The organism is Bacillus sp. LL01 (assembly GCF_001037965.1).
Genome location: NZ_LFEL01000003.1, coordinates 572,822 through 599,140 on the forward strand (window position 1 = coordinate 572,822; position 26,319 = coordinate 599,140).

The window sequence follows — 26,319 nt, forward strand, 5'->3', positions numbered from 1 at the left end:
CATTATGTCGATATAGAGAAAAAACGACCACTTATGATCAACTATGCAAGGGAAAGGGGACCAAACTTTGCTTGACCAGATGTCTCAAGAGAAAAAAGATAGATTCCGTTTATTGCTCCAGCAGCTCGAATTGACAAGTGATGATATTTTTCCTTACTTTGCAGAAGCTGGAATTGAAAAACTAACTGTAGAAAAAACAACAAAAAGATGGCACTTTCATTTTGTTTTGGAAAAAATTCTACCGGCAAAAGTATATGACCTTTTTTATGAGAAGCTGACAAAAAGTTTTGCACATATCGCAAATGTTTCCTTTACATTGTCCGTACAGGACCGATCGTTTGAGAATTCCTATATAGCGGAATACTGGCCAAATTGCCTTAGAGAGCTTCAAGGATGCTCACCGCCTCTATTAATGCTTTTAAACGGACAAGTTCCGACTCTCCAGGGAAACAAGCTGATGCTAAAAGCAAGAAATGAAGCAGAAGCAATTGCTGTAAAGAGAAAGCTTAGTACAACTATTTGTTCTTCCTATGAAGGCTTTGGATTTCCGACATTCATTTTAGATACAAGTCTTTCCCATTCAGAGGAAGAGTATCAGCAGTTTGTGGAACAAAAGGAACAAGAAGATAAAGAGAAAGCCTTGGCCGCAGTTACGGAAATGCAGAAAAAGGATAGTTCAAAGGATGAAAATGCTGTAAGTGGTCCGGTCATGATTGGATATAACATTAAAGATGATGCTGAAATCAAGACCTTGGCTGAGATTGTGGAAGAGGAAAGACGTGTAGCGGTACAGGGATATGTATTCGATGCAGAGACGAAAGAACTTCGTAGTGGAAGAACGTTATTAACCTTTAAAATCACCGACTATACGAATTCCATCATGGTGAAAATGTTTTCAAGGGATAAAGAGGATGTCCCTCTTTTACAAGCGATTAAAAAAGGTATGTGGCTGAAGGTAAGAGGAAGCATTCAGAATGATACTTTCGTTCGTGACCTCGTCATGATGGCAAATGACATTAACGAGTTTAATGGTAAGGAGATAATTGACACAGCACCTGAAGGAGAAAAAAGGGTGGAATTGCACTTACACACCCCTATGAGTACCATGGATGCCGTCAGTTCCATATCCTCTTTAGTGGCACAAGCGAAAAAATGGGGTCATGAAGCCATTGCCGTGACAGACCACGCTGTTGCACAGGCTTACCCTGAAGCGTATGCAGCCGGGAAAAAGAACGGTGTAAAAATACTGTATGGTTTAGAAGCCAATTTGGTGGATGATGGTGTACCTATCGCCTACAATCCTGCACACCGTAATCTTGCAGAGGATACCTATGTTGTATTTGACGTTGAGACAACAGGGTTATCCGCCATGTACGATACGATCATCGAGCTTGCGGCAGTTAAGATTAAAGGTGGAGAGATCATTGACAGGTTTGAATCATTCGCAAATCCGCACCACTCGCTATCCGCCACTACTATCAACCTGACAGGCATTACAGATGATATGGTAAGAAACGCGCCGGAAATTGGGGATGTGTTGAAGGATTTTTCCGAGTGGATGCAAGATGATATTCTTGTGGCGCATAATGCAAGCTTTGATATGGGATTCTTAAATATCGGCTTCCAACGGATAGGACTGGGTAAAGCGAGAAACCCGGTCATTGATACGCTTGAATTGGGGCGCCTGCTCTTTCCAACATTAAAAAATCACAGGTTGAATACCCTATGTAAAAAGTTCGATATCGAATTGACCCAACATCACAGAGCAATCTATGACGCTGAGGCAACCGGATATCTACTGGTAAAAATGTTAAAGGATGCATTGGAAAAAGGGATCACCTACCACGATGAAATGAATGAGCATTCCGGAACAACGGATGCATACAAGCGGGCGAGACCATCTCATGTTACCTTGCTTGCAGTAAATGAAACAGGCCTTAAAAACCTGTTTAAAATCGTATCGATTTCTCATATGAACTACTTTTTCCGTGTTCCAAGGATTCCGAGATCCCAGCTTCAGAAGCTTCGGGAAGGCATCATTGTTGGTACGGCCTGTGATAAGGGTGAGGTCTTTGAAGGCATGATGCAAAAGGCACCCGATGAAGTCGAAGGAATCGCGGAATTCTATGATTATATCGAAGTGCAGCCACCAAGCAATTATGCCCACTTGTTAGAGCTTGAACTCGTCAGAGACGAAAAAGCTCTTAAAGAGATTATTACCAATATCGTCAAGCTTGGTGAGAAGATGGAAAAACCGGTGGTGGCAACAGGTAATGTTCATTATTTGAAAGAAACGGATAAGATTCACCGTGAGATTCTTGTACGTTCACAATCTGGGGCAAACCCACTAAACAGACACCAACTGCCGGATGTTCACTTTAAAACAACAGATGAAATGCTTGCAGCCTTTTCCTTTTTAGGAAAAGAAAAAGCGAAAGAAATCGTTGTTACCAACACCCAAAAGATAGCGGGAATGGCCGAGGAGATCAAACCGATCAAAGACGACCTTTACACCCCCAAAATTGAAGGTGCGGATGAAGAAATTCGTGAAATGAGTTATACCAGAGCGAGAAGCATTTATGGAGAGAATCTTCCGGAGATTGTGGAAAAGCGGATTGAAAAAGAATTGAAAAGTATTATAGGTCATGGGTTTGCCGTAATTTATCTGATTTCCCAGAAGCTTGTTAAAAAATCACTTGATGATGGTTACCTGGTAGGTTCCCGTGGATCGGTAGGCTCCTCATTTGTTGCAACGATGACTGAGATCACGGAAGTTAACCCATTGCCGCCGCATTATGTCTGCCCATCCTGTCAGCTGTCCGAATTCTTTGATGACGGTTCTGTAGGTTCCGGGTTTGACTTACCTGACAAAGACTGTCCAAATTGCGGAGAAGCATTCACAAAAGATGGACATGATATCCCGTTTGAAACTTTCCTCGGCTTTAAAGGGGACAAGGTCCCGGATATCGATTTGAATTTCTCTGGAGAATACCAGCCTAAAGCCCATAACTACACGAAGGTCTTGTTCGGAGAGGAATATGTTTTCCGTGCGGGTACAATCGGTACTGTTGCGGATAAAACGGCATATGGCTATGTGAAAGGTTATGCCAACGACAGAAACTTAATACTGCGTGGTGCGGAAATAGACCGGCTTTCATCCGGATGTACTGGTGTTAGGAGATCAACAGGACAGCATCCCGGAGGAATCATTGTTGTGCCGGATTATATGGATATCTTTGATTTCTCTCCTATCCAATACCCTGCAGATGATCAGACATCAGAGTGGAAAACGACACATTTTGACTTCCATTCCATTCATGATAATTTGCTTAAACTGGATATCCTGGGACACGATGATCCGACCGTTATCAGAATGCTTCAAGACCTTAGCGGAATTGACCCTAAGACCATACCTACAGATGACCCATATGTGATGAAAATATTCAGTGGGACAGAATCACTAGGTGTAACGGAAGAACAGATTATGTGTAAAACTGGTACTCTCGGCATCCCTGAGTTTGGTACACGTTTCGTTAGACAGATGCTAGAGGATACAAAACCATCCACATTCTCTGAGCTTGTTCAGATTTCGGGATTATCCCACGGCACAGACGTATGGCTAGGAAATGCACAAGAGCTTATCCATAACAAGACCTGTACTTTAAGTGAAGTGATAGGATGTCGTGATGACATTATGGTATATCTCATATATAAAGGGCTTGACCCTTCGATGGCCTTTAAAATTATGGAATCTGTTCGTAAAGGTAAGGGGCTATCGGATGAATTCAAAGAGGAAATGATCAAGAATGATGTGCCAGCATGGTACATTGATTCCTGCTTGAAAATAAAATACATGTTCCCGAAGGCCCATGCTGCTGCATATGTCCTAATGGCCGTACGTATCGCATATTTCAAGGTTCACTTTCCACTGATGTATTATGCAGCATACTTTACCGTACGTGCAGATGATTTTGATGTCGATACTATGGTTAAAGGGTCCGCTGCTATCCGTAAAGTAGTAGAAGACATCAACGTAAAGGGCTTAGAAGCATCGCCGAAGGAAAAATCCTTATTGACAGTGATGGAACTTGCACTCGAGATGAGCGAACGCGGTTTTTCTTTCAAGAAAGTGGACTTGTATAAATCCAGTGCCACTGAATTTCTTATTGATGGAGATTCCCTTATCCCTCCTTTCAACTCAATTCCTGGATTAGGGACAAATGCCGCAATAAATATTGTGAACTCGAGGGCGGATGGAGAATTCCTCTCCAAAGAAGATCTTCAGCAGAGAGGAAGAATCTCCAAAACGATTTTGGAATACCTGGACAATCACGGCTGTCTCGAGGGAATGCCAGATCAGAATCAGCTTTCACTATTTTAAGTGGAAAACCCACTAAATGTAGTGGTTAAAACCATTGTAAGTACTAGAAAGATTTGCATATTCCCTATGGATATGATATATTTACATTGGAAATGCTATATAGGTAATTAGCAAAGAGTGGGGAAACCCACTCTTTCGTATTGTGTTCCCATTTTTCTGGCACCTTTTTTTCTTTATGGAGAAAAAAAGGGAAAGTTAGATTTCGTATCGGCTGTACATAAGCTTGCTTGTTTATGATTCCCTGCTTATCGGCAGGGTCTTTTGTTCAGATTTTAAACACATCGTCTCGCGCTTGCGAAGGAGGAAAATGATGAGCAAAAATGTGACAGAAACGGTGGAAGAACTTGCTCTTCCTATCGTAAAAGAAATGAATGTTGAATTAGTGGATATTGAATATGTAAAAGAAGGATCCTCTTGGTTTCTACGTGTATTCGTCGATAAAGAAGGCGGTATCGACATTGAGGATTGCGGGACTGTAAGTGAAAAATTAAGCGAAAAGCTTGATGAACTAGATCCGATTCCTCACAATTATTTTCTGGAAGTTTCCTCTCCCGGTGCTGAGCGCCCTCTAAAGAAGAAGGAAGACCTAGAAAAGGCTGTCGGAAAATATGTGAATATCAAAACATATGAACCGATTGACGGACTAAAGTCATTTGAAGGAGATCTTCTAGACTTCGATGGAGAAACAATCAAACTCTCCATGACAATAAAAACACGTAAAAAAGAAGTTTCAATTCCATATCCAAAAGTCGCGAAAGCACGTTTGGCAGTCAGGTTTTAATAGACTTCACCTGACGGATCATCCCATCCATCGTGATGGCGTTTGATCGCAAAAATATGAAGTATAGGTATTTTAAGGGGGACAAGGTTGTATGAGCAGCGAGTTATTTGATGCTTTAACCCTGATGGAAAAGGAAAAGGGCATTAGCAAAGATGTAATTATTGAGGCGATTGAGGCTGCACTTATATCTGCTTACAAACGAAATTTTAATCAAGCACAAAATGTACGAGTGGATATGAACCTTGATACAGGTACAATGCGCGTATTTGCAAGAAAAGATGTAGTAGATGAAGTTTTTGATTCACGTCTGGAGATCTCCGTCCAGGAAGCCCGTCTAATCGATCCTAATTACCAGGAAAATGATGTGGTGGAAATTGAAGTGACACCTAAAGACTTTGGTCGCATTGCAGCACAGACTGCAAAGCAGGTGGTAACTCAACGAGTAAGAGAAGCGGAGCGTGGTGTGATCTACTCGGAGTATATCGAACGTGAAGAAGATATCATGACTGGTATTGTTCAACGCCTGGATTCCAAATTCATTTATGTGAGCCTTGGGAAAATTGAAGCATTGCTTCCAGTCAATGAGCAAATGCCTAATGAAAAGTACAAACCTCATGATAGAATTAAAGTGTTCCTCACAAAAGTGGAGAAAACCACGAAAGGTCCACAAATATTTGTTTCCCGTTCTCACCCTGGACTTTTAAAGCGTCTATTTGAACTTGAAGTTCCAGAAATTTATGATGGTACTGTGGAAATAAAGTCCGTTGCACGAGAAGCTGGAGACCGTTCCAAAATCTCCGTACACTGTGACAACCCGGAAGTTGACCCGGTCGGAGCATGTGTCGGACCAAAGGGACAAAGGGTTCAAGCTATTGTTAACGAACTGAAAGGGGAAAAGATCGACATTGTGCGTTGGTCCAAAGACCCAGTAGATTTCGTTGCAAATGCATTAAGTCCATCTAAAGTATTGGAAGTTCAAGTTAATGAGGAAGAAAAGGCTACGACAGTAATTGTGCCTGATTATCAGCTTTCTCTAGCAATCGGTAAACGTGGACAAAACGCACGACTTGCCGCTAAGTTGTCAGGCTGGAAGATTGATATCAAGAGTGAAACGGAAGCCGAACAGCTGGGAATCTACCCGAGTCTATCCTTGTCCAAAAATGACACCGATGAGATGGAAGATGATTTCTATGATGAAGATAATTCCGAAGAGTGATATTTAAAAGAGGGTGAACCAGGTGAACAATCGCAAAAAGGTGCCAATGCGTAAATGTGTGGCAAGTCAAGAACTGAAGCCGAAAAAAGAATTGATCCGTATCGTCCGTTCTAAAGAAGGCGAAGTTTCGATTGACCCAACCGGAAAAAAATCAGGTCGAGGGGCATATCTTGCAAACAACAAGGAAAGCATCCTCCTTGCAAAGAAGAAGAACATCCTAGCCCGTCACCTGGAAGTAGCGATTGATGATTCATTGTATGATGAATTACTTCAGCTGGTAGAAACGGAGAAAGATTCAACATCATGAATAATCAATGGCTATCAATTGTCGGCCTTGCCACAAGAGCAAGAAAGACCATAACAGGGGAAGAACTTGTCATTAAAGAAGTGAGGGCAGGTAAGGCAAAACTGGTGCTAGTTGCCGGAGATGCGTCTGCTAACACAATGAAAAAGCTGAATGATAAATGTACGTACTATAAAGTACCGATTAGAACGGTAGACGATCGGTATGAGTTAGGTCGAGCTATAGGCAAAGACGCGCGAGTGTCCGTTGCCATACTAGATGAAGGGTTTGCAAAAAAACTGCTCACTATGCTCGATTAATCTTTGGGGGTGAATGTATGACGAAATTACGCGTGTACGAATACGCTAAACAAAAGAACGTATCAAGTAAAGATGTCATCACAAAACTAAAAGAAATGAATATTGAGGTATCAAACCATATGGCAACATTAGACGAAGACACGATCCAAAAATTGAACGGCCCAGATAAAAAAGAAGCACCAAAGAAAGCAGCACCGCAAAACACTGCTTCTGCACCTAAAAAGCAAAACGCTAATCAAGGTCAGGGTGGCCAAAGTAAAGGGAAGAACAATCCTCCTGCCAAAAAACCTTTTAACAACAATAACAATAATAATAATAATAATAACAATTTCTCCAAAGGGAAAAAGAAACAGAACAATAAACAAAACCGCGGACAACAACAATCTGCACCAACACCACCAGTGAAGAAAAAAGAAACACCATCAAAAATCACTTTCACAGGTTCCCTTACAGTTGGAGAGCTTGCAAACAAGCTTAATAAAGAGCCTTCCGAAATCATCAAGAAGCTCTTGATGCTAGGTGTCATGGCGACAATCAACCAGGACCTTGATAAAGATTCGATCGAGTTGATTGCTGGTGAGTACAGTGTGGAAGTAGAAGAGGAAATCATCTTTGAAGTGACCGACTTCCAAGGCTATGATTCCGATGATACTGAAGAGGTCCTTGAAGAGCGTCCTCCTGTTGTTACCATCATGGGTCACGTTGACCACGGTAAAACAACCCTACTTGACTCGATCCGTAATACAAAGGTTACTGCTGGTGAAGCTGGTGGAATCACTCAGCATATCGGTGCATACCAAGTGGAAGTGGATCAAGGCAAGAAAATCACATTCCTTGATACTCCTGGACATGCTGCGTTTACAACAATGCGTTCACGTGGAGCTCAGGTTACGGATATCACGATTCTTGTTGTTGCGGCAGATGATGGTGTAATGCCTCAAACAGTTGAAGCAATCAATCATGCCAAAGCTGCGGAAGTCCCTATTATCGTAGCTGTCAACAAAATGGATAAGGAAGGTGCCAATCCTGACCGTGTTATGCAGGAATTAACAGAACACGGATTAGTGTCAGAAGCTTGGGGTGGAGATACTATCTTTGTACCACTTTCTGCAATCAATGGGGAAGGCATCGATACACTTCTAGAAATGATCCTTCTTGTATCTGAAGTGGAAGAATATAAAGCGAACTCCAAGCGAGCTGCATCCGGTACAGTGATCGAGGCACAGCTTGATAAAGGAAGAGGATCTGTTGCGACCCTACTAGTACAAAAAGGGACACTTCGCGTTGGAGATCCAATTGTTGTAGGTAACACATTCGGGCGTGTTCGTGCGATGGTCAACGACCTGGGACGACGCGTAAAAGAAGCAGGCCCATCCACGCCTGTTGAGATTACCGGTCTGAATGAAGTGCCACAGGCAGGCGATAACTTTATGGTATTCCCTGATGAGAAAACTGCTCGTAATGTCGGGGAAGCACGTGCGCAAAAACAGCTTCAGGAACAGCGAAGTGAGAAAACTCGTGTAACACTTGATGACCTATTTGAACAAATCAAACAGGGTGAAATGAAAGAAATCAACTTGATCGTAAAAGCGGACGTTCAAGGTTCTGTAGAAGCGATGGCTGCTTCCCTGCAGAAAATTGAAGTAGAAGGCGCGAAAGTGAAAATCATCCATACAGGTGTTGGAGCGATAACGGAGTCTGACATTATTCTTGCTTCCGCATCCAATGCGATTGTAATTGGTTTCAACGTACGTCCTGATGCAGGTGCGAAACGTACTGCTGATGTTGAAAACGTTGATATTCGTCTTCACCGCATCATCTATAAAGCGATTGAAGAGATCGAAGCTGCAATGAAAGGTATGCTTGACCCTGAATTTGAAGAAAAAGTGATCGGTCAAGTGGAAGTGCGCCAGACATTCAAAGTTTCCAAAGTTGGTACAATCGCAGGTGCGTATGTAACGGAAGGGAAAATCACTCGTGATTCCAGCATTCGTCTGATCCGTGACGGAATTGTCATCTTTGAAGGAGAACTTGATACACTGAAGCGTTTCAAAGATGATGTGAAAGAAGTTGCGACAAACTATGAATGCGGTGTAACAATCAAAAACTTTAACGATATTAAAGAAGGCGACATCATCGAAGCGTACGTAATGCAAGAAATCGAAAGAAAATGATCGGATATTTAGAGTGTGACTGTATGATCTATGATGCTCAATCTTTGAAGGAGAAAAGAGCGGTGCTTCAGCGAATTATGACAAGGCTGAAGCAAAAGTTCAACATATCCATTTCAGAGATTGATCATCAGGACGTATGGCAACGGACGAAGATTGGAATTGTTTCCATTTCTTCCTCCAAATCCATCACCGAAAAAGAATTGCAAAAAGTGCTCGACTTCCTGGATTCATTTCCGGAGATAGAGCGTGCAGAAACTTCGCTTGATTGGCTTTAAAGGGGTGAAAGGTATGACACTCAGATCAAACAGAGTTGGAGAGCAAATGAAAAAGGAGCTTTCCGATATCATTGGTCGTAAAATCAAAGATCCTCGTGTAGGTTTTGTTACAGTAACAGATGTACAGGTTACAGGAGATCTTCAACAGGCCAAGATATTCATCTCTGTGCTTGGAGACGATGAGAAAAGACAAGACACACTGATTGGCTTGGCAAAAGCAAAAGGCTTCATCCGCAGTGAAATAGGACGCAGAATTCGCCTAAGAAAAACTCCAGAGCTTTTCTTTGAATTTGACGAATCTATTGCCTACGGAAATCACATCAATAGCCTGATACACGAATTGAATAAAAAAGACTCCGATTCTGATGATGAAGAGTAACAGAAAAGGATAGGCAAAAGTTGTCTATCCTTTTTGTTGAGTCAACATTCTGGTGTTAACTCCCTGTTGATTTCCGTTTCAGGTGTTCGCTTTCCGCGTGGCGGTGCCTGAGCCTCCTCACAACGCTCGAGGGCACTGAAAAACTGAAAACGAATTGTTTTTAATGGTTTCTAGCTGTGGATTGGAGCAAATAGCGTAGACTCCTGCAGGGGAGTAGCGACAATCTTGAGACCCCGCAGGGCGCAGCCCGAGGAGGCTCAAGGTCGCCCTCTGGATAAGCGAAGCTATTTGCGGAAATCAACAGCGGTGTGTACCCAAGAACTAAAATTCAGTACTTTTTCAGCGGCCTCCAACGCTCGGGGGTCTCAACTAACCGTTACTCCCCCGCTGGAGTCTCACACCTTGCACTCCCATCTACAGGGGGATAAATAAAATTCAATGAAAGGGGTGGGTATATTGGATGGCATTCTAATTTTAAACAAACCAAAAGGCTTCACTTCACATGACTGCGTTTTTAAAGTGAGAAAGATTTTAAAAACAAAAAAAGTCGGCCACACCGGCACACTAGATCCTGAAGTGACAGGAGTGCTTCCCATCTGTATCGGAAAAGCGACAAAAGTGGTGGAATTCCTGACAGCAGAACAAAAAACATATGTAGCCGAAGTCACCATCGGTACTGCAACTACTACAGAGGATCAAACAGGGGAAGTAATAGAAGAAAAAAGTGTGGACAACCCCATATCAAAAGAAAAAGTGCTCTCCGTTCTCCAACAGCTAAAAGGAGAAATAGAACAAACACCTCCTATGTATTCAGCTGTAAAAATTAATGGCAAAAAGCTTTATGAATATGCCAGAGAAGGAAAAGTGATTGACCGGCCTTCACGTAAAGTGACAATACATGATATTTTTATGACTAGTGACGTTATATATGAAGAAGAAAAAAAACAAGTCCGTTTTTCTTTTCAAGTAAATTGCAGCAAAGGTACATATGTAAGAACTCTTGCTGTTCAAATAGGAGAGTTGCTCGGTTATCCGGCCCACATGTCTTATTTGACAAGAGTTTCTTCCGGAGGCTTTACAATTGACCAGGCGATTACGTTGGAACAACTAAGCGAATTGGCGGAACAGGGGTTGGTCGAAGAAAATCTATTGCCGATGGAAAAAGCATTAAGTTCGTTGCCTAAGTTGGAGATTAGTGATAAAGTAGCAGAGAAAGTGTATAATGGTGCGGTTTTACCGTACCCAGAAAACATAGATGATTCTGAGGAATATTTTACTGTCTTCCATCAGGATACATGTTTGGCCATTTATATGAAACATCCATCTAAGCCTGGCTTGATGAAACCGAAGAAAGTGTTTCATGACTAGTTGGAAATTAAACATATCTGCATGATTATTATAGATGATTTAGGTGATAAAAGATGAAAGTTGTGCATTTAAAGCACCCGCATTCCCTTAATAAAGAAGATAGTACGCCTGCAACAGTCGCACTTGGTTTTTTTGATGGCATCCATCTTGGTCACCAAAAAGTGATTAATAGTGCCATTCAGAAAGCTGACAAGCTAGGAGTGGCTAGTGCGGTTATGACGCTGGATCCCCATCCTTCTGTCGTTTTGAGAAGAACTGTCCAGCATGTCCGCTACATCACTCCACTTTCCGAAAAGATACGTCTGTTGGCATCTTTAGGGGTGGATATTCTATATGTTGTGGAATTTGACATGTCTTTTGCCTCGCTTGTACCACAAGATTTTGTAGACCAATATATTATCGGTCTGAATATCAAGCATGTGGTTGCGGGATTTGACTATTCCTATGGCAGCCTAGGAAAAGGTACAATGGAAACATTACCGTTTCATTCCAGACAGCAATTCGATCAGACTGTTGTGGAGAAATATACGACAAATGATCTGAAAGTAAGTTCCACTTATATAAGAGAACAGCTGAAGGGCGGGAAAGTGGACGAGCTGCCTAATACTTTGGGACGGTATTATCAGGTTCGTGGGAAAGTGGGACATGGAGAGAAAAGGGGCCGGACAATCGGGTTTCCTACTGCGAATGTCGTGCTTGACGATGAATACGTTGTTCCTCGGACCGGTGTCTATACGGTACGCATGCATGTGAGTGACACCTGGGTCAATGGAGTGTGCAACATTGGATATAAACCGACTTTCCATCAGCAAGAAAATGAAAATTTACCATCCATAGAAGTTCATTTGTTAGATTTTGATGAGCAGATTTATGGGGAAGAAGTTGTCATAGAATGGCATAATTGTATAAGGGAAGAAAAGAAGTTTTCCGGAGTGGAAGCGCTTGTCGCGCAAATCCGAAAAGACAAGGCGCAAGCGGAAGAGTATTTTCAAAAAAACATTCACGATACTTGCTTTTTAACCTGAAAAGAGGTATGCTATTTAACGTACTAAAACCATTGCTTGGCAAGTCGAGTCACCAACGCTTGCTCAGTAATAGGGGTTTTTAATATTAAGGAGGTGAATAGGATGGCTATTACACAAGAGCGTAAACAAGAACTTATCAATGAGTTCAAAACTCACGAATCTGACACTGGATCTCCAGAGGTACAGATCGCTGTCCTAACAGAACAGATCAACAACCTGAACGAGCATTTACGTACTCACAAGAAAGATCACCACTCACGTCGTGGTCTATTGAAGATGGTTGGTAAACGTCGTAATTTACTAACTTACCTTCGTAACAAGGATGTAACTCGTTACCGTGAACTAATCAACAAATTAGGTTTGCGTCGATAAGTTTTTCAGAAAAAGCGGGAGAATTCCCGCTTTTTTATTAGTATTTTAGAAGTTACTTTCAAAAATTGCTGAAAAGCTTTGCATTTAAGCAATTTTTTTCCTATACACACTGGAATTCTATTGATATGTAGTAGTTATTTCGTTCATACTATACATAATACTAAATTTTTTTTACATAGACTATTTTCTTATTGGAAAGGTCAGTTTAAAGGATATTGTTGAGTTAGAGTGTTCTATAGCTGGTGATTGGAGCATAGGGCGTAGACTCCTACGGGAGGTAGCGGTTAGAGGAGACCCCACAGGCAAAGCCGAGGAGGCTCCTCAAGCGCCCCGTGGAAAGCGAAGCCCGGTGCGGAAATCAACAGCGGTATTTAACAGTGCCTTTCCGGAAGAAAAAAGTCAATACATAATGAAAGCTAGAGAGGGGTTAGACGAACTCATGGGACAAGATAAACAAGTCTTTTCTATCGATTGGGCTGGAAGAAACCTAACGGTAGAAGTTGGGCAATTAGCAAAGCAAGCAAATGGGGCAGTGATGGTCCGTTACGGAGACACAGCTGTTCTTAGTACTGCAACCGCTTCAAAGGAACCGAAGAAACTGGATTTCTTCCCATTAACAGTGAATTATGAAGAAAGATTATATGCAGTAGGTAAAATCCCTGGCGGATTCATCAAGAGAGAGGGACGACCAAGTGAAAAGGCAGTATTGGCAAGCCGTCTGATTGACCGTCCTATACGTCCGTTGTTTGCAGATGGATTCCGTAACGAAGTTCAGGTAATCAGCATTGTAATGAGTGTTGACCAAAACTGTTCTTCTGAGATGGCTGCAATGTTCGGATCCTCATTGGCTCTTTCTGTATCAGATATTCCTTTCCAAGGGCCGATTGCCGGAGTAACAGTAGGAAGAATCAACGACGAGTTCGTGATCAATCCTAACGTCGAGCAGCTTGAAAAGAGCGATATCAACTTGGTTGTAGCAGGAACTAAAGACGCTATCAACATGGTGGAAGCTGGTGCTGATGAAGTACCAGAAGAAATTATGCTAGAAGCGATCATGTTCGGTCACCAAGAAATCAAACGCCTAATCGCTTTCCAAGAGGAAATTATCCAGGCTGTAGGTAAAGAGAAGACGGAAATCAAACTTTATGAGATCGATAAAAATCTTGAACATGAAATTCGTGCACTTGCCGAAGAGAAAATGACAAAGGCTGTCCAAGTATTCGAAAAGCATGCACGTGAAGCTGCCATCAAAGAAGTGAAGGCGGAGGTTCTTGCACGCTATGAAGAGCAGGAAGTGGAAGCTGATGTTCTAAAGCAGGTAAACGAAACCTTGAGCATGCTTGTGAAGGAAGAAGTAAGACGCCTTATTACAGAGGATAAAGTCCGCCCTGATGGACGTAAGAGCGACGAAATCCGTCCACTATCTTCTGAAGTTGGCATATTGCCACGTACACATGGTTCAGGCCTGTTCACGCGTGGACAAACTCAGGCGTTAAGTATATGTACACTAGGTGCACTAGGAGACGTTCAAATTCTTGATGGTTTAGGTATTGAAGAAGAGAAGCGCTTTATGCATCATTATAATTTCCCACTATTCAGTGTAGGGGAAACAGGACCAATGAGAGGACCAGGAAGACGTGAGATCGGACATGGTGCACTTGGAGAACGTGCCCTTGATCCAGTCATTCCTTCCGAGAAAGACTTCCCATACACAGTTCGTCTAGTATCAGAAGTTCTTGAATCCAATGGATCCACTTCTCAAGCAAGCATCTGTGCAAGCACACTTGCTATGATGGATGCCGGTGTACCGATTAAAGCCCCTGTAGCAGGTATTGCAATGGGATTGATTAAAAAAGGTGAGCACTATACAGTCCTTTCCGACATTCAAGGAATGGAAGATCACCTTGGAGACATGGACTTTAAAGTGGCTGGTACAGCAAAAGGTGTAACAGCACTGCAAATGGATATCAAAATTGATGGGCTTTCCCGTGCAATATTGGAAGAAGCACTTCAACAAGCGAAAATCGGACGCATGCATATACTGGATTCCATGCTTGCAACGATTGATGAATCTCGTAAAGAGCTTTCTCCATATGCACCGAAAATCCTGATGATGTCCATCAACCCTGACAAGATTCGTGATGTTATTGGACCAAGTGGTAAACAGATCAATAAAATCATTGAAGAAACAGGCGTTAAGATTGACATTGAACAAGATGGAACGGTATTCATTTCTTCTATAAATATGGAAATGAACGATAAAGCGAAGAAAATCATTGAAGATATCGTGCGTGAGGTCCAAGTTGGCGAGATTTATATGGGTAAAGTTAAACGTATCGAAAAATTTGGTGCTTTCGTTGAGCTATTGAGTGGTAAAGATGGACTTGTCCACATTTCCGAGCTTGCAGAAGAACGCGTGAAACAAGTGGAGGACGTTGTGAAGCTTGGTGAAGAAGTTCTTGTAAAAGTAATGGAGATTGACAAGCAAGGAAGAGTAAATCTTTCCAGAAAAGTCCTTCTTAAAGAGAAAAAAGAGAAAAACGAGCAAATGTCCTAATGGAGGAGCCTGGTTTTACCGCCGGGCTTTTTGCGGTACCTCCCCATAGAAATTGAATCCATGGGGCTGGTGTCTTTCGAGCGCTTTCTTTGTTCTACCTTGTCCACTTCCTACATAAATTCTAATTAGGAAGGAGTGGGTAAAATGAAGAGAAGTACTTTTCAACTATTGGCATTTGTCATTATTGCATTTTTTACATACAAAACGGTGCACCACCCGTTTCCTAGTGACATCGCCGGTAGCCTATCAGATGACTTGGAAGAAGTTGTCAAAAAACAGGATGCGCTTCTAACGGAGATTGAGGAGAAAGCAACGGATTATGATGTTGCTCCCCAGGACGCCAAAATCGACAAGGTTTGGAAGGCCCAGCCCGGATTAAATGGTCTGGAAGTGGATGTTCAAGCCTCTTATAAAAACATGAAAAAAAATGGTGTTTTTGATGAGAAAAAGCTTATCATGAAGCAGATCCCACCAAACACCCATCTTGAAGATCTGCCTCCATCCCCGATCTATCGTGGACATCCGGAAAAACCGATGGCAGCGTTTTTGATTAATGTTGCATGGGGGAATGAGCACATCCCAGGTATGCTGGAAACATTGAAAAGTCATGGAGTCAAGGCTACCTTTTTCCTGGAAGGGAGATGGGTGAAAGAAAATCCATCGATGGCAAAAATGATCATAGATGCAGGGCATGAAGTGGGAAACCACTCCTATACACATCCGAATATGAAAACGCTTGGCAGTAACGCAGTACGGGAACAACTGGTAAAAACGAATGAAGTTATAGAGGCCATTTCCGGAAATAAGGTTACCTGGTTTGCCCCTCCTAGTGGCAGTTATCGGGAGGAAGTGGTAAATATCGCCCATGGCCTGGAGTTGGGTACGATAATGTGGAGTGTTGACACTATCGATTGGCAACGTCCGGAACCCGATGTTCTCGTCAACCGGGTCATGAGTAAAATCCATCCCGGGGCAATGGTCCTTATGCATCCTACACCATCTACAGCAAACAGCTTGGAAACTCTTATTATTTCCATTAAAGATAAAGGGCTGGAACTAGGAACTGTTTCTTCCCTTTTAAGTGAAGAAAGAATTGTTCATCACAACTAGATTTGGCAAACTTGAATAGGAGGATTATCGTTGCTTACTAAACATACATGTTCAAACGGAGTAAGAATTGTATTAGAAAATATTCCACATGTCCGCTCGGTCGCAATCGGCGTATGGATCGGAACAGGTTCTAGAAATGAAGATAACCGTAACAATGGTGTATCCCATTTCTTTGAGCATATGTTCTTTAAAGGGACAGAAACCAAAAATGCCCGTGAAATTGCCGAAGCTTTCGATTCCATCGGAGGACAGGTGAATGCTTTCACCTCAAAAGAATACACCTGCTATTATGCAAAAGTGATGGATGAACATTCCTCTTATGCATTAGGAGTCTTGGCGGACATGTTCTTCCACTCAGTGTTTGATGAAGAGGAATTGAAGAAGGAGAAAAATGTTGTGTACGAAGAGATCAAGATGTATGAAGATGCACCTGATGACATCGTCCATGATGTTTTGGCCAGAGCTTCCTATGGAGATCATCCATTAGGGTATCCGATATTAGGGACTGAAGATACTTTATCAGCTTTTGACGGAAATACACTACGTGATTATATGAAAGAAACATACACACCAGACAATGTTGTTATTTCGGTAGCAGGAAACATTGACGATTCTTTCGTTAAAGAAATCGAAGGACTGTTTGGTAGTTATGAAACGGGTCATTCCAAGCGGGACTATGTAAAACCTTCTTTTGAGACCGGGCGTATTTCCAAAAAGAAAACGACCGAACAGGCCCATCTATGTATTGGATATGATGGTCTGCCAATCGGAGATAAAGATATCTATAACCTTATTGTTTTGAACAACGTACTGGGTGGAAGCATGAGCAGCCGTTTATTCCAGGATGTCCGAGAGGAAAGGGGATTGGCGTACTCCGTTTATTCCTATCACTCCACATTCCAGGACAATGGAATGCTGACCATCTATGGTGGTACCGGAAGTAATCAACTTGACCTTCTCTTTGAAACGATACAGCAGACTCTGGAAACATTTAAGCGAGATGGCATAACTACAAAAGAGCTGGTTAACAGTAAAGAGCAAATCAAGGGAAGTCTCATGTTAAGTCTGGAAAGCACTAACAGCCGCATGAGCAGAAATGGGAAGAACGAGTTGCTTCTAGGTAGACATCGTTCTCTGGATGATATTCTAGATAGAATCAACACCATCACAGAGGAATCCGTAAATAACCTGGCTACCAAGATATTTACAGACGACTATTCGGTAGCATTGATTAGTCCTAGCGGTGAAATGCCAAAATCCATTCAAAAATAAAACTATTTATTTGCCTGCCATTTTTCATTGGCAGGTTTTTTTTGGGACACCTTCTAATATAAATAATATGGGAGGTGTTTTTCTATGAGGTTAAGTGAAATGAGCGGAAAAGAAATTGTCGATGTAAAAAGAGCGGAGCGACTGGGAATACTCGGGCATACGGATTTGGAAATCAACGAGAATACCGGTGAGATCCGATCGCTTATCATTCCTTCATTGAAATGGTTCGGTTTGAAAAAGGAAGGCGGTGACATCCGCGTTCCTTGGAACCATATAAAGAAAATAGGAACAGACATGATAATAATTGATATTCCGGAAGAAGAGGAGTAAAACGACTTGGCGTTTGCCAGGTCTTTTTTATATAATTCTGTTGATTTCCGTTCCAGGCGCTCCACTTTCCAGTGGGCGGTCCGGGAGCCTCCTCAGGCCTCCTGCGGGGTCTCCCCTGTCCCTTCCTCCCACAGGAGTCTGCGCGCCTTCCACTACAATCAACAAGGTGGTTTCATTCACCGAAAGGATAACCAAAAACTATTTTAATGAGATGACTGATTTCTAGCTGTGGATTGGAGCAAATAGCGTAGACTCCTGCAGGGGAGTAGCGACAATCTTGAGACCCCGCAGGGCGCAGCCCGAGGATGCTCAAGGTCGCCCCGCGGAAAGCGAAGCTATTTGCGGAAAGGAACAGCGGCGGTTAACCAAACAACTAATGATTTTTAGCTTGAAAAAGGACCAGGCGGTTTTTGCCTGGTTTTTCTTATGGTTAACCACATCTAAGTTCCCCTTTATCCCTAGATTCAAGCACAGATTTTCCCTAGGTTACATAAGATGTGGAAGTAAGAAAAACTCGAGCCAGATTTACAAACTTTCACGAAGTAGAAGAAGGTGAACAATTTATGCTGACCGGTTTGCACATAGCTGTCATTGGCGGTGATGCAAGGCAGCTGGAAGTGATACGTAAGCTTATAGAGCTTGACGCAAAGCTTTCGCTTGTAGGATTTGACCAATTGGATCACGGCTTTACAGGTGCTTCAAAAGAGCAGTTGAATGAAGTGGATTTCACTACAGTCAGTGCCATTATCCTCCCTGTACCGGGAACGAATCTGGAAGGTCAGGTGGATACAATTTTTTCTAATGAAAAGATTGTGCTGACAGAGGAGCTGGTTAAAAACACTCCTGAGCATTGCACAATTTATTCGGGTATTACCAATCCTTACTTGAATGAATTGGTAGCAAATACGAATAGAAAATTAGTTCAATTGTTTGAACGTGATGATGTAGCCATCTATAATGCTATCCCGACTGTGGAAGGTACCATCATGATGGTCATTCAACACACGGATATTACCATTCATAATTCCAAAGTCGCTGTTCTTGGACTAGGAAGAGTAGGTATGAGTGTAGCCCGCACATTCTCTGCACTTGGGGCCAATGTTCGGGTAGGAGCAAGAAAATCAGAACACATTGCACGTATTTTCGAAATGGGAGTAACACCGTTTTATCTGAACGATTTGTCAACGAATGTTTCTGACGTAGATGTCTGTATCAATACCATTCCTCACTTGATCGTTACCTCTGATGTGATTTCCAAAATGCCAGCTCATACCTTGATTATTGATCTCGCATCGAAACCGGGAGGCATCGATTTCCGTTATGCCGAGAAAAGAGGAATAAAAGCATTATTAGCTCCAGGGCTTCCAGGTATTGTGGCACCAAAAACGGCTGGACAAATCGTGGCAAACGTTTTGTCACAATTACTTAAAGAGGAAATGGAAGGGAGAAAGGGGAATTAACCATGCAACTAAAAGGTAAACGTTTGGGCTTCGGTCTAACGGGTTCTCATTGTACGTATGATGCAGTTATCCCGGAAATACAAAAGTTGCTTGATGCTGGAGCGGAAATTCGACCAGTAGTAACTTCAACGGTCCAAAACACAAACACTAGATTTGGGCAAGGCGAGGATTGGATCAAGTTGATTGAAGACATGACAGGGCATAAAGTGATTGATTCCATTGTAAAAGCGGAACCGCTAGGTCCAAAGATACCATTGGATTGTATGATTATTGCTCCTTTGACAGGCAATTCAATGAGTAAACTGGCGAATGCATTGACTGATTCCCCTGTATTAATGGCTGCAAAGGCAACACTCAGGAACCATAATCCAGTCGTTCTTGGTATATCCACCAATGACGCTCTAGGATTGAATGGATTAAATTTAATGAGACTGATGTCTACGAAAAACATCTACTTTATACCATACGGACAGGATGCACCAGAGAAGAAACCTAATTCCATGGTTGCCAGAATGAATATGCTGATGCCGACTGTGCTGCGTGCATTAGAGCATAAGCAGATACAACCGGTGATTGTGGAAAGATACAAGGACGATCTATAATAAAATTGCCGGGAAGAGAAGAAAAGTAAGAATTTCTTCTCTTCTTTATTTCAGTAATATGTTAAAATAAAAAATTATGTATGAATATTTATTCTGAAAGCTCTGGAAAAGATTTTTATAGGTTAGTTGACAGGGTTTTATTAAAAATGGAGAGGTGCTTAATAGATGAGTGGTTTACATGTAGCAGTAGTAGGCGCAACAGGAGCAGTAGGACAGCAAATGCTTCATACGTTAGAAGAAAGAAACTTCCCGGTTAAGAAGCTTACGCTATTATCTTCGGAGCGCTCTGCAGGTAAAAAGGTACTTTTTAAAGGTGAGGAAGTTACAATTGAAGTTGCTACACCCGAAAAGTTTGAAGGTGTTCATATAGCATTATTCAGTGCGGGAGGAAGTGTCTCCAAAGAGTTAGCACCTGAAGCGGCGAAACGAGGAGCAATTGTCGTTGACAACACGAGCTTCTTCCGTATGGATCCGAATGTCCCACTGGTGGTCCCGGAAGTTAATGAGGAAGACATCAAATCCCATAATGGTATTATCGCCAATCCGAATTGCTCCACTATCCAAATGGTGGTAGCGTTGGAACCGATCCGTAAATCCTATGGACTTAACAAAATAATTGTCAGCACGTATCAAGCCGTATCAGGTGCAGGTGCTGCTGCAATTGAAGAACTTGAATCTCAATCTCAGGCAATTCTGAATAACGAAGCGTTCACTCCTAGTATTCTCCCTGTAAAAGGAGATAAAAAGCACTACCAAATCGCATTCAATGCAATTCCACAGATTGATAAATTTGAAGATAACGGTTTTACTTTTGAGGAATTAAAAATGATTAATGAAACAAAAAAAATCATGCATGACCAAAACCTTCAGGTTGCAGCGACATGTGTACGACTACCAGTTGTAACAGGACATTCCGAGTCTGTATATATTGAAGTAGAAGACGAAAATGTGACTGTTCAAGATATTAAAGCATTGTTGGAAAACGCTCCAGGTGTCGTACTGCAAGACAAACCGGAAGAACAAGTCTACCCGATGCCAGCAGATTGTGTCGGTTCCAACTACGTATTTGTAGGTAGAATCAGACAGGACCTTGATAACAAAAAAGGATTCCACCTTTGGGTTGTATCCGATAATCTGTTAAAAGGTGCAGCCTGGAATTCCGTACAAATTGCAGAAAGTCTAGTGAAACTTGGAGTAATCAACCAATAGTAGAATCAAAGAAAAAGGTCTCTTTCAAGACCTTTTCTTTTCGGCTATCATTCTGCTATCCACAATCGCCCATTTTGAACAGTGTGTGCCATTGCTGAATAGGCTGGTACTATTTTCAACACATCTTTCGTATGTATTAAGGATGTTTCTAAACCGCGATGAGGTGTAAACATATGAAAATAATTGTTCAAAAGTTTGGTGGGACGTCAGTTAGGGATGAAGCAAGCAGGCTTGCTGCAATCAAACATATAAAAAAGGCTGTCGACGAGGGCTTCAAAGTGGTCGTAGTAGTATCTGCGATGGGAAGAAAAGGGGAGCCTTACGCAACGGATACTTTATTAAACCTTGTCGAGACAGGAAATAACAACGTATCTAAACGGGAAATAGATATGCTGTTATCTTGCGGGGAAATCATATCCTCCATTGTTTTCAGTAATCTATTACAGAAGCATGGAATTATAGCAACCGCCTTAAATGGACCACAGGCAGGGTTTCGCACCAATAATGATCATACAAATGCCCGTATCATTGAAATGAAGTGTGAAAGGCTCCTGGAAATGATAAAATTGTATCAAGTGGTTGTAGTCGCAGGCTTTCAGGGCGAAACAAAGAACGGGGACATAAGTACCATTGGACGTGGAGGCAGTGATACCTCAGCAGCCGCGCTGGGTGCCGCTATTCAAGCAGAATGGATAGACATCTTTACAGATGTAGAGGGAGTCATGACTGCTGATCCACGTATTGTTAAAGATGCTTCTCCATTGCCTGTCGTCAGCTATAATGAAATCTGCAATATGGCCTATCAAGGTGCAAAGGTCATACATCCACGTGCTGTTGAGATAGCCATGCAGTCTAAGATTCCAATTCGGATCAGATCCACCTATTCCAATTCAACCGGGACGCTTGTGACATCGCTTGACAGAATTGGCAAGGGTGCAGATGTCAAGGACCGGCTTATAACGGGGATAGCCCATGTTCCAAATGTGACACAGATAAAAGTTTTTGCAAAAGAAGGGAATTACGGGATCCAAACCGAAGTTTTCCGTGCGATGGCGAATGAACAGATAAGCGTCGATTTTTTCAACATATCACCGACAAGTGTTGTTTACACGGTAACAGATGAAATGAGCGAGAAAGCGATTAATGTTCTGCGAAAATTGGGATATGAACCGAAAGTGAACCGTCACTGTGCGAAAGTAGCTACAGTAGGAGCTGGAATGACTGGAGTGCCAGGTGTAACTTCCAAAATTGTGACTGCCCTTTCAGAGCTTGGAATCCAGATCCTTCAATCGGCTGACAGCCATACGACAATATGGGTGCTTGTGAAACAGGAGGATATGATTCGTGCAGTGAACGCTTTACACAATGCTTTCAATCTGGCAAGAAAACAAGTAACAATCCTACATCCAATTGCAGAAGAAGGAGAGAAAAAAATACATGATTAACTTTGGTAAAGTGTCAACAGCAATGGTGACACCGTTTGATAATAAAGGGAACATCGATTTTGAAAAAACAACACAATTAGTCAATTATCTTATTAAAAATGGAACCGATTCACTAGTTGTTGCTGGAACAACAGGAGAGTCCCCAACTCTTTCAACAGAAGAGAAACTTGCACTTTTCTCACATGTTGTCAAAGTGGTGGACGGGAGAATTCCGGTAGTTGCGGGTACAGGAAGTAATAATACACGTGCATCTATTGATTTGACAAAGAAGGCTGAGGCTGTAGGAGTGGACGCAATTATGCTGGTTGCACCTTACTATAACAAACCTAGTCAGGAAGGACTGTTTCAGCATTTTAGTACAATAGCCTCTGAAACAACATTACCTGTAATGCTCTATAACATTCCCGGGCGTTCGGTTATTAACATGTCAGTAGATACCATTGTGCGACTAGCTGCAGTGGAGAATATCATTGCTGTCAAAGAAGCAAGTGGAAACCTGGATGCGATGACAGAAATAATCGCCAACACCCCTGAGGACTTTGTTCTATATAGCGGGGATGACGGATTGACACTTCCGGTATTGTCAATCGGAGGAAATGGTGTCGTCTCTGTTGCATCCCACGTGTTAGGAAATGAAATGCAAACGATGATTCGTACTTTCGAATCCGGAGAGTATGCCAATGCGGCCATACAGCATCAGACTCTGCTTCCAGTGATGAAAGGATTATTCAGTGCACCAAGTCCGACACCAGTCAAAACTGCTCTGCAATTGAAGGGAATGGATGTTGGTGGGGTAAGACTGCCACTGGTTCCTTTAACTGAAGAGGAGAGAAATACGTTAATAGAACTTTTACAATCAATTTGATATATTAAATGATTGGTCAAAGCTTATTTGTAGCTTTGACCTTTTTTCTGCCCGGTTTTTCTTATGGTTCTTTTCCTTCTTTGAACCTGTTGCCAGTTATTATAATATTTCTTGTATTCCAATTCTTGCATACGTTATAATTATTTCAAATGACAAAGAGCGGATATTGATTTACCACTAGCTAGTTGATAATTTAATAGATCTCTGGATGCAAAGGTGCATTATCGTCATAATACGATTTTTACATACATGTAGGAGGTAAAAAAGTGAAAACACCACAGATAGAGAAACTAAAAGTTTTTGCCCTTGGAGGGATCGGGGAAATAGGGAAGAATATGTACGTATTGGAAGTGGATGAATCCATCTATATCATGGACGCGGGAGTTATGATCCCTGAAGACGGAATGCTGGGAATTGATATGGTCATTCCGGATGTAACGTATCTAGTGGACAACAAGCAGAAGATAAAGGGGATATTCTTGACTCATGGACACGAAGAACATATTGGCGGTTTGGCTTATATTCTTAGGAAGTTCAAGGCCCCTGTTTATGGAACAAGGCTAACATTGGCTCTTGCCAAAGAACTTGTAAGTGGGATTGGATCCTCCGGCCGTGTAGAATTCAAGGAAATTGATGAAAATTCCGTACTTGAACTCGAACATGCCACTGTCACCTTTTTCAGAACCAACCATAGCATTCCAGATTCTGTCGGATTGTGCTTCCACACTTCACAAGGTGCAATCGTCCATACAGGGGACTTTAAGTTTGATCAGTCCCAGTTGTCACAGAATGCGGATCTTGGAAAAATAGCGGAAATCGGAAATGAAGGGGTACTTTGTGTCCTATCCGATAGCACGAATGCTGAAAAACCAGGCTACACCATTTCCGAATCAGTAGTAAGACAGGAGATTGCAGATGTAACTTACAATGCCAAGAGGCGTGTATTTGCTGCATGCTTATCTACAAATGTCGGACGCATCCAGCAGATTGTCCAAGCGACAATCGAAAGCAATAGAAAGCTTGTTGTCGTGTCTCATCCGACCGACCGCAATTTCAGTATTGCAACGGAACTGGATTATTTACACATCCCTGATGACTTGCTTGTACCTGTCAGTGAATTAGGAAACATGGCTGATGATAAAGTGGTCGTTCTAACGATAGGTACACACTCCCAGTTAATGTCTTCCCTTCTGAAGATGGCCAAGGGTTTGCATAAACATGCGCAAATCAAACCACAAGATACCGTGATGATTGCAGCAGCCCCATCACCAGGTACCGAATTGACGGTTTCTAAAACGATAGATAAACTGTACCGTGCAGGAGCAATTGTGATTTATGGTCAGAAAAAGATACATTCATCCGGCCATGGGTGTCAAGAAGAGCTCAAGTTGATGATGAATCTTCTTAAACCACAGTATGTAATTCCTATTCAAGGGGAATTCAAAATGCAACGAGCGCTTTCCAAAGTTGCAGAGACTGTTGGGATAGAAAAGGAGAATATCTTCTTATTGAATAAAGGGGAAGTCATTGATTTTAACAAGGGTGTCGGAAAGTATGCCGGTAAAGTCTATGCAGGGAATGTTCTGATTGATGGACTCGGTGTAGGAGACATTGGAAACATTGTATTAAGAGATCGCCGATTGCTATCCCAGGATGGCATTATGGTGGTGGTTGTATCCATCAGCAAAAGCCAAAAACGAATTGTCGGAGGACCAGAAATTCTTTCAAGAGGCTTTGTGTACGTACGCGATTCGGAAGAGCTTTTGGACAAGGCAAATTCAATTGTCACGGAAATTTTGGACAATGCCGTAAAGGAACAGATTCTTGATTGGTCAACTCTGAAGCTGAAGATCAGAGAATCCCTGAATCAGCATTTGTATGAAAAAACAAGACGTCGTCCGATGATACTTCCAATCATTATGGAGGTTTAGAAATAGTGTAAAGCGAACCGCAATGGGATATATGACCCATTGTGGTTCTTTTTTTATGGCTCTGTTAAACGCCGCTGTTGATTTCCGCAATAGGCTCGCTTTCCGCGGGGCGACCTTGAGCCTCCTCGGGCTTTTGCACTGGACCCTTAAAACTGGACACTTATTTTTTAAGCAGCTTGCTCAAAATTAGCTCGATACGCTACTGGACTTTTACGTTTTAATCTTGATTTGATTCTCAGATGGTTGTAGTAATGGATGTACTCTTCTAACTCCTCCTTAAAATGGTCGATGCTATCAAATTCTTGTAAGTTTAATTCGGATTTCATGATTCCGAAAAAGTTCTCCATTACTGCGTTGTCATAACAGTTTCCTTTTCTAGACATACTCTGAGTAATATTATTTTGCTTTAAAGTCCTTTTGTATTTTGGCATTCTGTAATGCCAGCCTTGATCAGAATGGATTAAGAGGTTATCGCCTTCCTTTACCCGTTCTAAACCCTGTTTCATCATAGTTCCAACTAAGTCATACGTCGGTCTTGATTGAAGTGTGTAGGTTATGATTTCGCCGTTAAACAAATCAAGTATAGGAGAAAGATATAATTTCTGCCCGAACAATTTAAACTCTGTCACGTCAGTGACCCATTTTTGATTCGGCCTATCGGCCTTAAAATTACGGTCTAAGATGTTTGCGGCAGCTTTTCCTACTTCTCCTTTATAAGACTTGTACTTCTTCATCCTAACGATGCATTGAAGTCCTAGGTCTCTCATAATACGATACACTTTCTTTTTATTTATTTTATGACCTTTTTCCTGCAGAACATCGGTAATACGACGATATCCAAAACGGCCACTATGTTTACGGTAAATGAATTGAATTCGTCTTTTCCACTTACGATCAGRATCAGGTTGTTCCMAGGTTTGAACAAGGAAGTAGTAGGTACTTCTAGACATTTTAGCTACCTTCA

Annotated in this window: 22 protein-coding genes; 21 read left to right on the plus strand and 1 reads right to left on the minus strand. The window is 42.0% G+C overall.

The genetic code is table 11. The features are described from left to right. The first annotated feature begins 43 nt into the window (after positions 1-43). The 21 genes from AB685_RS12395 to AB685_RS12495 all read left to right on the plus strand — a co-directional run bounded on the left by AB685_RS12395 (position 44) and on the right by AB685_RS12495 (position 25,355). The gene (locus AB685_RS12395; protein ID WP_047970903.1) at positions 44-4,381 is read left to right on the plus strand and encodes a PolC-type DNA polymerase III; all 4,338 of its coding nucleotides are present in this window, start codon (positions 44-46) and stop codon (positions 4,379-4,381) included. 310 nt (positions 4,382-4,691) lie between these two features. Then, on the plus strand, positions 4,692-5,162 hold the full coding sequence (gene rimP, locus AB685_RS12400) for a ribosome maturation factor RimP (protein WP_047970904.1): 471 nt from the start codon (positions 4,692-4,694) through the stop codon (positions 5,160-5,162). A gap of 91 nt (positions 5,163-5,253) precedes the next feature. Then, a complete protein-coding gene (gene nusA, locus AB685_RS12405; RefSeq protein ID WP_047970905.1) occupies positions 5,254-6,378 on the plus strand; it encodes a transcription termination factor NusA in 1,125 nt (374 codons plus the stop codon). Positions 6,379-6,400: 22 nt separating this feature from the next. After that, on the plus strand, positions 6,401-6,685 hold the full coding sequence (locus AB685_RS12410; RefSeq protein WP_047970906.1) for a YlxR family protein: 285 nt from the start codon (positions 6,401-6,403) through the stop codon (positions 6,683-6,685). Further along, positions 6,682-6,981 carry a YlxQ family RNA-binding protein gene (locus AB685_RS12415; RefSeq protein WP_047970907.1) on the plus strand — a complete coding sequence of 100 codons (300 nt, stop codon included), beginning with the start codon at positions 6,682-6,684 and terminating at the stop codon, positions 6,979-6,981. The genes AB685_RS12410 and AB685_RS12415 overlap by 4 nt, the downstream gene beginning before the upstream one ends. 17 nt (positions 6,982-6,998) lie before the next feature. Next, positions 6,999-9,155: a translation initiation factor IF-2 gene (infB, locus tag AB685_RS12420; RefSeq protein ID WP_047970908.1), complete on the plus strand. Its 2,157-nt coding sequence runs from the start codon at positions 6,999-7,001 to the stop codon at positions 9,153-9,155. Continuing rightward, entirely contained in the window at positions 9,152-9,430 is a 279-nt protein-coding gene (locus AB685_RS12425) for a DUF503 family protein (RefSeq protein WP_047970909.1), read from the plus strand. Before infB ends, AB685_RS12425 begins: the two co-directional genes overlap by 4 nt. A 13-nt stretch (positions 9,431-9,443) precedes the next feature. Continuing rightward, positions 9,444-9,809: a 30S ribosome-binding factor RbfA gene (gene rbfA / locus AB685_RS12430; RefSeq protein WP_047970910.1), complete on the plus strand. Its 366-nt coding sequence runs from the start codon at positions 9,444-9,446 to the stop codon at positions 9,807-9,809. A 453-nt stretch (positions 9,810-10,262) separates the two neighbouring features. After that, positions 10,263-11,177, plus strand: a complete 915-nt coding sequence (gene truB, locus AB685_RS12435) for a tRNA pseudouridine(55) synthase TruB (RefSeq protein ID WP_047970973.1) — start codon at positions 10,263-10,265, stop codon at positions 11,175-11,177. 53 nt (positions 11,178-11,230) lie between these two features. After that, positions 11,231-12,202, plus strand: coding sequence for a bifunctional riboflavin kinase/FAD synthetase (ribF, locus tag AB685_RS12440; protein ID WP_047970911.1), 972 nt, complete (start codon positions 11,231-11,233; stop codon positions 12,200-12,202). A gap of 102 nt (positions 12,203-12,304) precedes the next feature. Beyond that, positions 12,305-12,574 carry a 30S ribosomal protein S15 gene (rpsO, locus tag AB685_RS12445; RefSeq protein WP_047970912.1) on the plus strand — a complete coding sequence of 90 codons (270 nt, stop codon included), beginning with the start codon at positions 12,305-12,307 and terminating at the stop codon, positions 12,572-12,574. Positions 12,575-13,013: 439 nt separating this feature from the next. Then, positions 13,014-15,131, plus strand: coding sequence for a polyribonucleotide nucleotidyltransferase (gene pnp, locus AB685_RS12450; RefSeq protein ID WP_047970974.1), 2,118 nt, complete (start codon positions 13,014-13,016; stop codon positions 15,129-15,131). Between the two features lie 144 nt (positions 15,132-15,275). Then, on the plus strand, positions 15,276-16,241 hold the full coding sequence (locus AB685_RS12455; RefSeq protein WP_047970913.1) for a polysaccharide deacetylase family protein: 966 nt from the start codon (positions 15,276-15,278) through the stop codon (positions 16,239-16,241). Between the two features lie 30 nt (positions 16,242-16,271). Further along, positions 16,272-17,513, plus strand: a complete 1,242-nt coding sequence (locus tag AB685_RS12460) for a pitrilysin family protein (RefSeq protein WP_047970914.1) — start codon at positions 16,272-16,274, stop codon at positions 17,511-17,513. Positions 17,514-17,597: 84 nt separating this feature from the next. After that, entirely contained in the window at positions 17,598-17,843 is a 246-nt protein-coding gene (locus AB685_RS12465; RefSeq protein ID WP_047970915.1) for a YlmC/YmxH family sporulation protein, read from the plus strand. Between the two features lie 563 nt (positions 17,844-18,406). Continuing rightward, a complete protein-coding gene (gene dpaA, locus AB685_RS12470; RefSeq protein WP_047970916.1) occupies positions 18,407-19,303 on the plus strand; it encodes a dipicolinic acid synthetase subunit A in 897 nt (298 codons plus the stop codon). Positions 19,304-19,305: 2 nt separating this feature from the next. After that, positions 19,306-19,905: a dipicolinate synthase subunit B gene (locus AB685_RS12475; protein WP_047970917.1), complete on the plus strand. Its 600-nt coding sequence runs from the start codon at positions 19,306-19,308 to the stop codon at positions 19,903-19,905. Between the two features lie 165 nt (positions 19,906-20,070). Beyond that, positions 20,071-21,114, plus strand: a complete 1,044-nt coding sequence (gene asd, locus AB685_RS12480) for an aspartate-semialdehyde dehydrogenase (protein ID WP_047970918.1) — start codon at positions 20,071-20,073, stop codon at positions 21,112-21,114. A gap of 173 nt (positions 21,115-21,287) precedes the next feature. Continuing rightward, complete coding sequence (gene dapG, locus AB685_RS12485; protein ID WP_047970919.1) at positions 21,288-22,559, plus strand: aspartate kinase; 1,272 nt, start codon at positions 21,288-21,290, stop codon at positions 22,557-22,559. Further along, positions 22,552-23,424, plus strand: a complete 873-nt coding sequence (gene dapA / locus AB685_RS12490; protein ID WP_047970920.1) for a 4-hydroxy-tetrahydrodipicolinate synthase — start codon at positions 22,552-22,554, stop codon at positions 23,422-23,424. The genes dapG and dapA overlap by 8 nt, the downstream gene beginning before the upstream one ends. A gap of 266 nt (positions 23,425-23,690) precedes the next feature. Beyond that, positions 23,691-25,355, plus strand: a complete 1,665-nt coding sequence (locus tag AB685_RS12495) for a ribonuclease J (RefSeq protein ID WP_047970921.1) — start codon at positions 23,691-23,693, stop codon at positions 25,353-25,355. A gap of 167 nt (positions 25,356-25,522) precedes the next feature. Here the strand turns inward: AB685_RS12495 and AB685_RS12500 are convergent. Next, positions 25,523-26,319, minus strand: a 797-nt coding sequence (locus AB685_RS12500) for an IS3 family transposase (RefSeq protein ID WP_128755854.1), incomplete at its 5' end; no start/stop codon positions are given.

What these genes read in the sequence shown, in the direction of transcription:
- dpaA (WP_047970916.1), top strand. Translation starts at nt 18,407, where the DNA reads ATGCTGACCGGTTTGCACATAGCTGTCATTGGCGGTGATGCAAGGCAG.
- AB685_RS12455 (WP_047970913.1), top strand. Translation starts at nt 15,276, where the DNA reads ATGAAGAGAAGTACTTTTCAACTATTGGCATTTGTCATTATTGCATTT.
- nusA (WP_047970905.1), top strand. Translation starts at nt 5,254, where the DNA reads ATGAGCAGCGAGTTATTTGATGCTTTAACCCTGATGGAAAAGGAAAAG.
- rbfA (WP_047970910.1), top strand. Translation starts at nt 9,444, where the DNA reads ATGACACTCAGATCAAACAGAGTTGGAGAGCAAATGAAAAAGGAGCTT.
- AB685_RS12475 (WP_047970917.1), top strand. Translation starts at nt 19,306, where the DNA reads ATGCAACTAAAAGGTAAACGTTTGGGCTTCGGTCTAACGGGTTCTCAT.
- AB685_RS12395 (WP_047970903.1), top strand. Translation starts at nt 44, where the DNA reads ATGCAAGGGAAAGGGGACCAAACTTTGCTTGACCAGATGTCTCAAGAG.
- AB685_RS12465 (WP_047970915.1), top strand. Translation starts at nt 17,598, where the DNA reads ATGAGGTTAAGTGAAATGAGCGGAAAAGAAATTGTCGATGTAAAAAGA.
- dapA (WP_047970920.1), top strand. Translation starts at nt 22,552, where the DNA reads ATGATTAACTTTGGTAAAGTGTCAACAGCAATGGTGACACCGTTTGAT.
- infB (WP_047970908.1), top strand. Translation starts at nt 6,999, where the DNA reads ATGACGAAATTACGCGTGTACGAATACGCTAAACAAAAGAACGTATCA.
- rimP (WP_047970904.1), top strand. Translation starts at nt 4,692, where the DNA reads ATGAGCAAAAATGTGACAGAAACGGTGGAAGAACTTGCTCTTCCTATC.
- ribF (WP_047970911.1), top strand. Translation starts at nt 11,231, where the DNA reads ATGAAAGTTGTGCATTTAAAGCACCCGCATTCCCTTAATAAAGAAGAT.
- AB685_RS12425 (WP_047970909.1), top strand. Translation starts at nt 9,152, where the DNA reads ATGATCGGATATTTAGAGTGTGACTGTATGATCTATGATGCTCAATCT.
- AB685_RS12415 (WP_047970907.1), top strand. Translation starts at nt 6,682, where the DNA reads ATGAATAATCAATGGCTATCAATTGTCGGCCTTGCCACAAGAGCAAGA.
- rpsO (WP_047970912.1), top strand. Translation starts at nt 12,305, where the DNA reads ATGGCTATTACACAAGAGCGTAAACAAGAACTTATCAATGAGTTCAAA.
- asd (WP_047970918.1), top strand. Translation starts at nt 20,071, where the DNA reads ATGAGTGGTTTACATGTAGCAGTAGTAGGCGCAACAGGAGCAGTAGGA.
- dapG (WP_047970919.1), top strand. Translation starts at nt 21,288, where the DNA reads ATGAAAATAATTGTTCAAAAGTTTGGTGGGACGTCAGTTAGGGATGAA.
- pnp (WP_047970974.1), top strand. Translation starts at nt 13,014, where the DNA reads ATGGGACAAGATAAACAAGTCTTTTCTATCGATTGGGCTGGAAGAAAC.